Source organism: Enterococcus sp. 12C11_DIV0727 (assembly GCF_002148425.2).
In the GTDB taxonomy this organism is placed as follows: domain Bacteria; phylum Bacillota; class Bacilli; order Lactobacillales; family Enterococcaceae; genus Enterococcus_L; species Enterococcus_L lemimoniae.
Map to the genome: position 1 here is coordinate 3,270,596 of NZ_CP147248.1, position 12,443 is coordinate 3,283,038.

Consider the following 12,443-nt stretch of genomic DNA (forward strand, 5'->3'; position numbering starts at 1 on the left):
TTTAAATGAGTAAGCACGTCGTTATTTTAGGCGCTGGCTATGCCGGATTAAGAGCGCTACATGAATTACAAAGAGGCAATACTGATCTGAAAATCACATTGGTCGATCAAAATGATTACCACTTTGAAGCAACGGATATCCATGAAGTTGCAGCAGGAATCCAAACATCGGAAAGAATTACGTATCCAATCAAAGATGTTGTAAAAACTGCTTGCACAACATTTGTACAAGGTAGAGTGGAAACAATCGATAGTGAAAACCAATTGGTTCATTTGAAGGATCAAGAAGCCCTTTCTTATGATTATTTGATTGTGGCACTAGGCTATGAATCAGAATCTTTCGGGATTCCAGGTGTAGAAGAATTTTCATTAAAAATGGTCGACATTCCAACGTCAGAAAAAGTTTATCAACATTTAACTGAGCAAATGGAAGCCTATAAAGAAACCAAAGACGAAAACTGTTTGAAAATCGTGGTCTGCGGTGCCGGTTTTACTGGGATCGAGTTACTAGGTTCATTGCATGAAGGCAAGAAAAAGCTAGCTGAAATTGCTGGTGTTGAACCTGATAAAATCCAATTGTACTGTGTTGAAGCGGTGACGCGTTTATTACCAATGTTTAGCGAAAAACTCGGTGGTTACGGTATCGATCATTTGAAAAAATGGGGTGTCAATTTCTTAGTTGGCAAACCGATCAAAGAGATCAAACAAGATACAGTTGTTTATTTAGATAATCAAGAAACGAACGAATTAAACGAACTACAAGCAAAAACAATTATTTGGACGACAGGCGTTAGCGGCAGTCATGTAGTAGGTGATTCTGGTTTTGCAGCCAAACGTGGACGCGTGATGGTTCAAGCGGACTTAACAGATGCTGATCATAATAATGTTTATATTATTGGTGATTGTTCTGCTGTTATGGATAAAGAATCAAATCGACCTTATCCAACAACTGCACAAATTTCACTTAAAATGGGTGAACATGCAGGGAAAAACATCAAAGCACAATTAAAAGGTGAACCAACAAAAGAATTTACCTTTAAATCATTAGGCTCAGTTGCTTCAATTGGTAATAGTCATGCCTTTGGTGAGGTTGGAAAAATCGAAGTCAAAGGATATCCTGCTTCTGTTATCAAAAAAGCTATCATGGATCGTTCATTATTTGAAACAGGTGGTATTAAAGAAATGTTAGCTAAAGGTCGTTTTGACTTTTACCGTTAACAGATTAAAATAGTAATCAGTGCTTTGAAGGATTCATAGTAGAGCGTTGTGTGGAAATGACAGAAAGTCAACGGCTGATGGAAGTTGATCAAAACAACGACTTGAATTACAAATCTGGAGCAAATGTTCGATTCGGGTGAGATCCGTTAGCGTCTTTTGAGAGGAAATTATTTTTTAATTTCAATTTGGGTGGTACCGCGTGTAGATTGAGGCCGAGACAAAAGTATTCAGCTCCTTATTTCCGAAGGAGCTGATTTTTTCTCACCGTTATACGTCCCTGACAGTCTTTTTCAGATTGTCAGGGATTTTTTTGTATTCAACAATCAAATTTATAAAAAGAATGAGGAACGTAAATGAAGAAAGAATTGAGTGTTAAAGAAGCATTAGTTGTGTTTTTGTCATTATTATTGATTATTAGTATTTGTGTGATTGGCGTTGGCATGAGCCCAATTTTTCCTGTATTATGTGCGTTAGGTTTATTGATTGGCTGGAGTAAGTGGCGTGGTGCTTCTTGGGACAAAATCCATGAAGGAATTATTGAAGGCGTAAAAACAGGGATTGTTCCCATGGTCATTTTCATATTGATCGGAGCTCTGATTGCAGTTTGGATTGCAAGTGGTGTAATTCCAACGATGATGTTTGCAGGATTTTCAGTTATCAGCACTAAAATCTTTTTACCTTCGGCTTTTGTTAGCTGTGCAGTTGTGGGGATTTCAATCGGAAGTGCCTTTACAACAGTTTCAACAATTGGTTTAGCCTTGATGGGAATGGGGATCTCGATGGGCTTCAACTCTGCTATTTTGGCAGGAGCGATTATTTCAGGGGCAGTCTTTGGGGATAAAATGTCTCCGCTATCGGATACGACCAATTTAGCTTCAGCTGTAGCGGGAGCAGATCTATTTAAGCATATTCGAAATATGATGTGGACGACCGTACCAGCGTTTATTATTTCGTTTATTTTATACGCAGTAATTGGGTTTCAAACAAAAATTGGACAGACTGATTTAGAAACCAAACAGTTTTTAGCCGTTTTACAAGAGAATTTTGCAATTAGTTGGTGGGCAATTTTACCGATTTTATTACTGGTGGTGTGTTCAATCAAACGAGTGCCCGCAATTGCATCATTATTAGTGACAATTTTAGTGTCTAGTGTGATGTATATAATTCAAACACAAAATGTTGACTTGAAACAGTTAAGCACGATTATTGAAAATGGGTTTGTCTCAGAAACTGGTATGGAGCAAATCGATGCGTTGTTGACTAGAGGTGGGATCCAAAGTATGATGTGGTCAGTTTCATTGATTCTTTTAACGTTGTCGTTAGGTGGTTTATTAATGAAGATGGATGTGATGACTGTACTGATGGCCCCGCTTGCGCATAAATTAAAATCAACCGGTAGTTTAGTTGCGGCAACAGTGTTTAGTGGAGCGTTAGCTAATTTGATGATTGGTGAGCAGTACTTATCGATTATTCTGCCAGGACGGGCCTTTAAAGAAAGTTATGATCAAGCAGAACTCGCCCCAGAAGTGTTGTCTAGAGCGTTAGAAGATTCTGGTACTGTACTGAATTCACTGATTCCTTGGGGGGTAAGTGGCGTGTTTATGGCAAGTACGTTACAAGTATCTACATTAGCATACGCACCCTTTAGTTTCTTTATCTTATTGTGTCCGATTTTGTCGATTCTTTCAGGAATGACAGGCATCGGCATCCAAAGACGAGCGATGAGTAAATAAAGAATTCTACTGAAAATCATTAAAATTTTAAGAGAAACAATGGGGGTACTTTTGTTCGGCTCGATTTTTAGGTATAATGGATATTGATTGAAAAGAGGGATGTTACATGGCACAAAAAAGGAAAAGTGCAAAAAAGAAAAAAACAAAAAAGCAACAACAGCAACAAGAACATCTTAATTTCATTTTTCTCGGTATCTTTTTTATCTTCTTCGGATTATTTGGACTATTAAAATTAGGATTTCTTGGCACATTGATCGCCAATGGTTTACGTGTAGTAATAGGAAATACATTTTCAGTAGCAGCATTATTACTGATGCTTTATGGCCTGTCACTCGTTATTTTTGGGAAAGAGTTTCCCATAAAAAAAAGCCGGGCAATGATTGGCGGAGTATTTGTTTATTTAGGTATTTTGTTATTGCTACATGCATACATGTTTCGTAGTGTAGGGACCCAAACACCTGATATTATGGGAACGACATGGGAATTTCTTAGAATGGATCTAAAGGCAAGTACTGTTGCTCAAAATGTCGGTGGCGGTATGATTGGTGCAGCTCTGTATAGTCTAACGTTTTTTTTAGTGGCTCAGTTTGGTAGCTATTTGATTGCCGGGTTACTGATTGCGATTGGTGTCTTTTTAATGAGTATGCTTGATTTTCAACAAGTGATGAATGGTTTGCAGATCATTCGAGAAAAACTTAGTAGTTTAACGGCTAGAAGTGCAGAACGTCAAGCTGAAAAAGAAACGAAGCGTGCAGAAAAACGTGCAGCTAAACAAGCAGAGATGGAGCAACGTGCGCAAGAACGTCTAAAAAATGATGTGCGTGAATTAACACCTGGTGAAAAACTAGCGCAAGAAGCATGGGAACAAGAAGAAAAAGACCTTCAGGAACCAGAACAATTAACCTTGGTGCCAATCGATAGCTTCCAAAGTCAAACAGAAGCTCAGGCAGTTCAAGCAAAACCAATGGCCGAGCCGGAGCTTGACGAAGGCGGCGAATTAGAATTTGAAATTTCAGAAGAAGCGGAAGATCGTGATTACGAATTGCCGCCTTCAACGTTGTTGGATTCAATTCCTGCAGCTGATCAAAGTGGTGAGTATCAGAAAATCGAAAAAAATATTGGCGTTCTGGAACAAACCTTTAAGAGTTTCGGTGTAGATGCCAAGGTTGTCAAAGCAAGCCTAGGACCTGCTGTCACAAAGTTTGAGATTCAACCAGCTGTAGGGGTTAAAGTTAGTAAAGTCGTTAGTCTAACAGATGATATCGCCTTAGCACTTGCTGCGAAAGATGTACGGATGGAAGCACCGATTCCAGGGAAATCATTGATTGGGATCGAAGTGCCAAACAGCACTGTCAGCACTGTTTCATTCAGAGATATTATTGAAGCTGCACCAAGTCATCCAGATAAACTATTGGAAGTTCCACTTGGACGAGATATTTCTGGTATGGTTCAATCAGCTGATTTAGCTAAAATGCCGCATTTACTGATTGCTGGATCAACAGGTAGTGGGAAATCAGTTGCGATCAATGGCATTATTTCCAGTATTCTTATGAGAGCAAAACCTCATGAAGTAAAACTGATGATGATCGATCCGAAAATGGTTGAGTTGAATGTCTACAACGGGATTCCTCATCTATTAACACCAGTTGTTACAAATCCAAGAAAAGCTGCCCAAGCTTTGCAAAAAGTCGTTCAAGAGATGGAATTTCGTTATGAAAAATTTGCAGCGGCTGGTGTCCGGAATATTTCTGGATATAATGAATTAGTCATTCAGCGAAACCTTGAAGACGGTGAGAATCGTCCAATATTACCATTTATTGTTGTTATTGTTGATGAGTTAGCTGATTTGATGATGGTTGCCAGTAATGAAGTGGAAGATGCGATCATTCGTTTAGCACAAATGGCAAGGGCTGCTGGTATCCATATGATTTTAGCAACTCAAAGGCCTAGTGTGGATGTTATCACAGGAATCATCAAAGCCAATGTTCCTTCACGAATGGCCTTTGCCGTTTCAAGTGGAACGGATTCACGAACGATCATCGATAGTAACGGTGCCGAAAAACTTTTGGGTCGTGGTGATATGTTGTTCTTACCGATGGGAGAGAATAAACCAATCCGTGTTCAAGGAGCCTTTATTTCAGATCATGAAGTGGAACGGGTTGTGGCTTTTGTTACAGAGCAGCAAGAAGCTGATTACCAAGAAAATATGATGCCAACAGAAGAAGAAACAACAAGTGGCGGATCTGGAGATGCACCTCAAGACGAATTATATGAAGAGGCTAAGGCGTTGGTCGTAGAAATGCAGACCGCAAGTATTTCCCTACTGCAAAGACGCTTTAGAATCGGATATAATCGGGCAGCACGCTTAGTTGATGAATTAGAAGAGCATGGTGTGATTGGACCGTCTGAAGGGAGTAAGCCAAGAAAAGTCTTTCTTGAGCCTGTACCACATGATGGACCGATGGATCAGGGATCAGAATAATAAAAAGGAGGTTGGGACAGGAGTGTTTAACCCCGAGAAATAAGCTGAACTTCACGAAAATTGCACTTCAAATTTTTGTGAAGTTCAGCTTATTTCCGAAGGGGTTGCTTCTGCTCCCACCGTTTATTCGGATACGAAGAGCCTGAAACATAACTTTTTGAGTTATGTCCCAGGCTCTTTTTATTAAGTTTCTAAGATAGAGTAGATTATGAGCGTTACTTTTCTAAAGAGGTTTTCGATAAATGGATTCTTTGGTATAATGTACGAAATACTAGCAGGAAATCAGATGCTAAGTTGAATTAAATCAGAAATACGATTAGAATTAGAGTAATCTAAACAAGCATAAATAAAATTGAAATGAAATGATAAACTAAATAAAAAATATAAGGATGGATAATATGAGAAGAAAAAGCGTACTCTATTTAGACGTTGCAGAGCAAATCAAGGCAGATATCATGGATGGTACTTATCCTGTAGGATCATTGTTACCAACAGAGGCGGAACTTGAGCAACTATTTGATGTGAGTAAAATCACCGTTCGCCGTGCTATTGAATTATTATCATCAGAAGAATTAGTGGAGAAAAAAAGCGGCAAAGGAACGACTGTTTTAAGTAACCGTCCTTACAATAAATTATCAAAAGCCGGAACCTTTACAGAGTATTTAAATGATTCAGGACAAAAGGTAGCTAAGAAAATTTTAAACATAGAAAAAGTAGCATTAGCACCAGGTTCTGCAGTGCATCAATCGTTAGGTGAAAAAGCAGTGAAAGTCTCTCGGTTATATACCTTAGATGATCAACCTTATATTTATTTTAACTACTTCTTACCAACAAGCTTAGCTGATGTTCCATTAGAAGATTTTGAGAATGAATCATTGTATCGTTTGATGGATCAACATGGCATTGAGATCATGAAGTTTGAAGACAGCTTTCAAACTGTAGAATTAACCCCTGAACAACAAGAAATTTTAGCGACATCGGAAAAAAATGGACTTAAAAGAATTCGTAAATCGGTTGGTCTTTCTGGAAAAATCGTTGAATTTTCTGAAGCAATCTATAATACAGCTCTTTATCCATATGTAATTGAATATGAAGCGTGAATCAAATAACAAGTTACTTACAAAAGTGTAAGTAACTTGTTATTTTTTTCTATGGTATGTTAGTTAGAATTAGAATAGACTAGCATAGTAGAGAAAAGGAGCGATAATAATGTTACAAGTAGAAAATTTATCGAAAACATATGGACAAGAAATTAAATATGAAGCGTTAAAAGGGTTAAATTTAACCGTAAATGATAGTGAATTTATTGGAATCATGGGACCTTCTGGTAGTGGGAAAAGTACTTTCTTGAATCTTTTAGCAACGATTGACCAACCAACTTCAGGTCATATTCTAATGAACGGAAAAGATCCGAATCAACTAAATCAAGAAGAAATTGCTAAATTTAGACGAAGAGAATTAGGCTTTATCTTCCAGAGCTTTAACTTGATGCCAACGTTAACAGTTGAAGAAAACATTGTTTTACCATTAACTTTAGATGGTGAAAAAATCTCAATCATGAAAACACAACTAAACCTATTAGCAAAACGTTTAGGTATTGCTAGTTTATTGAAAAAACGAATTGCCGAAATTTCGGGAGGACAAGCGCAACGTGTTGCTGTAGCTCGTGCGATGATTCATCAACCACAACTCCTATTGGCGGATGAACCGACAGGAAACTTAGATACAAAATCATCAAAAGATGTTATGCAGCTATTACAACAATTAAATGAAGATGAAAAAGCCACGATTTTAATGGTTACACATGATCCACTAGCTGCAAGCTATTGTAAACGAATCGTCTTTATCAAAGATGGTGAATTGATCGATGAAATCCGCCATAATGGCAATCAAAAGATGTTTTACGATGAAATTATGGTAAAACTATCTGAGATTGAAGGTGTTGATAATGAGTTTTAGTCAATTTGTTATTCGCAATACCTTAAGAAATAAGCATCTTTATATGGCTTATTTTCTGAGTACGCTCTTTTCAGTAATGGTGTTCTTTACATTTACAGTTTTTGCATTTCATCCAGCATTATCAAATGGCTTAAATAAAAATGCTCAAATTGGCATGTTGGCCGCTGCAATCATTATTTACGGTTTTGCCTTTTTCTTTGTTCTATATTCAATGGATGTCTTTATCCAATCAAGGAAAAAAGAGTTTGGCTTATTGATGATTCAAGGAATGAGCCCAAAGCAGCTGAAAAAAATGGTCTTTATCGAAAATTTAGTCATTGGTTTTTTTGCTACGATCATGGGAAGCATTGCTGGAATTGGTTTTTCACAAGTGATTTTATGGTTAAGTAATAAATTGATGCATGTCAATTTTGGGTTCTATTTTCCCTTACAAGCACTTGTTTTGACCGTAATTTCATTTGCAGTATTATTTTTAGCTATTTCATTTTTTATTCAATTCCGATTGCCAAAATTAAGTTTACAAGAATTGTTGAAAGCAGGAGACCTTGGTAAAGGGACGATCAAAAGCTCTCCGATTAAAACCATTTTAGCGATCTTATTGATTGGTGTAGGCTATGCGATTGCTTTATTAGTCAAAGGAATGTTAGTACCGATGGTTATGATTCCAGTAATCTTTTTAGTCGTTGCTGGGACTCGATTCTTATTTAATCAATTAAGCGTTTCAGTAATTGAACGATTGAAAAAGAAACAAAGTATTTTTTGGAAAAAAACGAATATGGTTGTTTTTTCAGATTTAGCATTTCGTATGAAAGATAATGCCCGCTCGTTTTTCTTAGTATCAATCATTTCAACAGTGGCCTTTGCTGCGATTGGTACATTATATGGCTTTCAAAATATGATTCTAGATGGTATGAATGAAATTCCGTATGAATTCCAAGTTACAGGAACTGCTGAAGAGACAGCTTCAGTTCAACAAGAATTTTCTCAATTGTTGGCGGATAAAGGGATTCAAGTCGACGAAGGAAAACTGACAACTTATACAAATGCTGATCATGTTAACTTTGTTAAAGAGTCTGAGTATAATCACCTTGCGGAGTTGGTTAAAAAGCCAACAATCCAGACAGAAGGAAAAGCTGTCCAATTGCTTCCAACTAATATGGTGGGCATGAAAGAAACAACACTTAATGAAGTAGCACTACCAAACGAGACGATATTGCCAGTTATTAAAACGGAAAAAACGAATGTTGTTTCAGCTTATGGAACAACTATACTGGTACCGGATAATAGTGAGCTACAAAATTTAGAAAGTACCACTACAACTGTTTGGCAACCAAAAAATGCTAATTATGATGAACTGGTTTCGATTGGTAAATTCCAGGAAAAAAACGTAGCATTAATGGCTAAGAGTTATTCACAACAAACAATTACAGATGAATATGCACCAATTTTATTTGTCGGAATTTTTATCGGTATTGTTTTCTTTGTATCAGCTGGAAGTTTCCTATATTTCAGATTGTATAGCGATATGGATGTGGATGTAGAGAAATTCAAGATGATTTACAAAATGGGGTTAACGAAGAAAGAGTTGAAGAAGATGATTTATCAACAGGTTGGAATCTTATTCTTTACACCGATCATTGTTTCGGTGATCCATGGTGCAGTCGCACTAACGGCGATGTATCACATGTTTAATCAAGGAATGCAAGTAGCAGGATGGCAAGTGTTAGGAGTGTTTATCCTGATTCAAATTGGGTATTACCTAATTGCTCGTGTTTTCTATTTCAAAAAAGTTTATCGCTTAGTTCAAATATAATAAAAATCGATACAAAACAGAACACGTTTTGTATCGATTTTTATATTGTTTTTTGAATTTTTTGGAGTATACGTTAATAATGGTAGGCGTAAAATCAAAGGGATAAGAAAAGTCTAATTTGATGGACTAAACCAGATAACATATAGACAAATCGGGCACAATACGTTATAGTATGAAGCGAATGTTTAGAAGAAATGAGGAAGACAACTAGTGGAAAAAGCATCCATTTATGGTTTAACAAAAGAAGAACTGATCGCATGGTTTATCGAACATGACGAAAGAAAGTTCCGTGCCACCCAAGTTTGGGAATGGCTTTATATCAAACGTGTTATGGCATTTAGCGAAATGACAAATTTATCAAAAGATGTAATTGAATTATTAGAAGAAAACTTTATCATTAATCCGTTGCGTCAAGTCATCATCCAAGAAGCCAAAGATGGCACAGTGAAGTATCTCTTTGAATTACCAGATAAGAATATGATTGAAACGGTCTTAATGCGTCAAGAATATGGAATGTCTGTTTGTGTGACGACTCAAGTAGGGTGTAACATTGGCTGTACTTTCTGTGCAAGTGGTTTATTAAAAAAACAACGTGATTTAACAGCAGGGGAAATTGTTGCGCAAATCATGCTAGTTCAACATTATTTTGATGAACGCGGACAAGGAGAACGAGTAAGCCATATTGTTGTGATGGGGATCGGTGAACCATTTGATAACTATGATAACTTAATGAATTTCCTACATACGATCAATGATCCAAAAGGTTTAGCTATTGGAGCACGTCATATTACGGTTTCAACAAGTGGTTTAGTGCCGAAGATCAAAGAGTTTGCAAATAATGGTCTGCAAGTCAATCTAGCCATTTCGCTACATGCACCAAATAATGATGTTCGGACATCGATCATGCGCATCAACCGCAGTTTCCCAATTGAGAAATTAATGGGTGCTGTTGATGAATACTTGGAAAAAACAAATCGCCGGATCACGTTTGAATATATCATGTTGAGCAATGTAAATGACCGCCCAGAACATGCTCAGCAATTAGCTGACTTGTTGAAAGACAAGAAGAAGTTAACCTTTGTTAACTTGATTCCATATAATCCAGTTAGTGAACATGATCAATATAGCCGTAGTGAAAAAGCGGACGTATTGAAATTCTATGATATTTTAAAGAAAAATGGCGTTAATTGTGTAATCAGAAAAGAATATGGTACAGATATCGATGCAGCTTGCGGACAATTAAGAAGTAAACAAATCAAAAAAGCTGGAAAAAGTGTTTAATTCTTGAGAAAGTTAGGAATTGGAGCTGGGAATGATCTTTATTCCCTGATTCAATTATCTACTTTCCTAAAGAATTGCTTTTTTAAGCTAGACGAAAAAAGCTGGAAAAAGTGTTTAATTCTTAAGAAAAGTTGATAGAACTTATAATGAAAAAATTCCTGATAAAGCCGAAATGGTTTATCAGGAATTTTTTATTTTACATTTATAATACTAAATCCATAATCGATAATATGTTCCTCTAAATAACGTAAATATTCTTCGCCCATCGGAGATAGTGGCATCTGAGCCGGATGGATCCAGCCGATTTCCATCGTTTCATCTACTTCTAAAGGCAAGGCAACAATATTTTCATCATTTAATTCTCGGCTTAAGACACCAGAGCTGATTGTGTAGCCATCCACCCCAATCAGAAAGTTAAATAACGTTGCCCGATCACTGACGCGGATGCTTTTTTTATGATAGCGAGTACTTAATATCTCTTCTGAAAAGTGGAAAGAATTAAATTGACCTTGTTCAAACGAAAGATAGGGAAAGTCTTCTAGATCGGCTAAGGTAACTGATTTTTTCCCAACTAAAGGATTTTTTTTACTAATAAAAACATGTGGATGAGCTGTAAATAAAGGATGAAACACAAGTTTTTTTTCTTTTAATAATTTACGAATCACTTTTTCATTAAATGTATTTAAATACAAGATACCTAATTCGCTTTGAAACGTGCTGACATCTTCGATAATATTATTAGTTTGAGTTTCCCGAAAAGTAAATTCATATTCATTTTGTTCATAAGATTTGATCAATTGGACGAAGGCATGGACTGCAAAGGCATAATGTTGTGCAGAAACAGAAAATAATCTACGACGAGTCTCTGTTCCTTTGTATTTTTCTTCCATCAAGTCGACTTGCTCCAAGATTTGGCGGGCATAGGACAAAAACTCTGTGCCTTCCGTGGTAAGAACCATGCCTTTTTGAGTCCGCTGAAAAATTTGAATATTCATTTCCTGCTCTAATTCTCTGATAGCAGTGGAAAGACTTGGTTGAGTGATAAAAAGATGTTTGGCTGCTTCATTGACAGAACCTAATTCAACGACTTTTACAATATAATCTAATTGCTTGATCCGCATGATACGATCCTCCTTTTATTTAAAGCGCTTGCTCCTAGTGATAAAACAAATGATGTTGAACGCTTAGACTTCAACTTGAATCACTTGAACACCTTGCTTCTCGATTTCTCGAAGCACTTCTGGTGAGGCGAATGTATCGGTGATCAAATAGTTGATATCTTTAATAGTACCGCTCGTAAAATTAGATGAAAAACCAATTTTACGATAATCTGCAACGACGACTACTAAACCATTTGTACGTTCGATAATCAGTGAATTGATTTTAGACTCGTGTAAGACGGGTGTTGTGATGCCATTTTCAACACTAAGACCTGAACAACCGATGATTGAAATGTCAGAGGACATCTTTGAAAATGAATCAATAGCAATGTCCCCAACTAAGGCTTCCTTTGGAAAACGAATTTCGCCACCAGACAAAATTACGGTGGCATTTGGATTATGGTCCAAATTAGCGACTTTGACATTGTTAGTCACAATCGTTACACGTTTTTCTCCTAAATGTTTTAAGGAAGATAATGCAGTCGAGCCTGTATTGATAAACAAGGTATTGCCTTCTTTAACAAACTCTCCAGCCTTTTTTGCAATAGCATCTTTTAAGACTTCGATCTCTTCATTATAATCTTCTGTTCCAGTTTTTTGAACGATTTGGGCCTTTCCATGGGCTCGTTGAACTAACCCCATTTTTTCTAAAGCAGTCAGGTCGCGGCGAACCGTGATTTCTGAAACTGCTAATTCATGACTGATTTCTTTCACCAGTAAACTAGTTTCATTATGCAGCAAATCCAATAGTTTATCACGACGATTTTTAATTGTTTGGTGTGAGCTTTTCATGTAATT

General features: G+C 36.8%; 9 protein-coding genes. 7 read left to right on the plus strand and 2 right to left on the minus strand.

Annotated features, from left to right (window positions below; all coding sequences use genetic code 11):
- The first annotated feature begins 5 nt into the window (after positions 1 to 5).
- The 7 genes from A5866_RS15580 (at position 6) to rlmN (ending at position 10,485) form a co-directional block, all read left to right on the plus strand.
- Positions 6 to 1,217: an NAD(P)/FAD-dependent oxidoreductase gene (locus A5866_RS15580; protein WP_086280536.1), complete on the plus strand. Its 1,212-nt coding sequence runs from the start codon at positions 6 to 8 to the stop codon at positions 1,215 to 1,217.
- A 353-nt stretch (positions 1,218 to 1,570) separates the two neighbouring features.
- Positions 1,571 to 2,950 (plus strand): Na+/H+ antiporter NhaC, encoded by a 1,380-nt coding sequence (nhaC, locus tag A5866_RS15585; RefSeq protein ID WP_086444887.1) that lies wholly within the window; start codon positions 1,571 to 1,573, stop codon positions 2,948 to 2,950.
- A gap of 106 nt (positions 2,951 to 3,056) precedes the next feature.
- Positions 3,057 to 5,432, plus strand: a complete 2,376-nt coding sequence (locus A5866_RS15590) for a DNA translocase FtsK (RefSeq protein WP_086444886.1) — start codon at positions 3,057 to 3,059, stop codon at positions 5,430 to 5,432.
- 398 nt (positions 5,433 to 5,830) lie between these two features.
- A complete protein-coding gene (locus tag A5866_RS15595) occupies positions 5,831 to 6,532 on the plus strand; it encodes a GntR family transcriptional regulator (RefSeq protein WP_086444885.1) in 702 nt (233 codons plus the stop codon).
- A gap of 109 nt (positions 6,533 to 6,641) precedes the next feature.
- Positions 6,642 to 7,391, plus strand: a complete 750-nt coding sequence (locus tag A5866_RS15600; protein ID WP_086280549.1) for an ABC transporter ATP-binding protein — start codon at positions 6,642 to 6,644, stop codon at positions 7,389 to 7,391.
- Positions 7,381 to 9,204 carry an ABC transporter permease gene (locus tag A5866_RS15605; RefSeq protein WP_086280552.1) on the plus strand — a complete coding sequence of 608 codons (1,824 nt, stop codon included), beginning with the start codon at positions 7,381 to 7,383 and terminating at the stop codon, positions 9,202 to 9,204. Before A5866_RS15600 ends, A5866_RS15605 begins: the two co-directional genes overlap by 11 nt.
- A 210-nt stretch (positions 9,205 to 9,414) precedes the next feature.
- The gene (rlmN, locus tag A5866_RS15610; RefSeq protein ID WP_086280555.1) at positions 9,415 to 10,485 is read left to right on the plus strand and encodes a 23S rRNA (adenine(2503)-C(2))-methyltransferase RlmN; all 1,071 of its coding nucleotides are present in this window, start codon (positions 9,415 to 9,417) and stop codon (positions 10,483 to 10,485) included.
- 191 nt (positions 10,486 to 10,676) lie between these two features.
- On the opposite strand, the gene A5866_RS15615 is transcribed toward rlmN, so the two are convergent.
- Both A5866_RS15615 and A5866_RS15620 read right to left on the minus strand, forming a co-directional pair.
- Positions 10,677 to 11,606 carry a LysR family transcriptional regulator gene (locus tag A5866_RS15615; RefSeq protein WP_086280557.1) on the minus strand — a complete coding sequence of 310 codons (930 nt, stop codon included), beginning with the start codon at positions 11,604 to 11,606 and terminating at the stop codon, positions 10,677 to 10,679.
- A 63-nt stretch (positions 11,607 to 11,669) separates the two neighbouring features.
- On the minus strand, positions 11,670 to 12,437 hold the full coding sequence (locus A5866_RS15620; RefSeq protein WP_086280559.1) for a DeoR/GlpR family DNA-binding transcription regulator: 768 nt from the start codon (positions 12,435 to 12,437) through the stop codon (positions 11,670 to 11,672).
- Between the last annotated feature and the right edge of the window lie 6 nt (positions 12,438 to 12,443).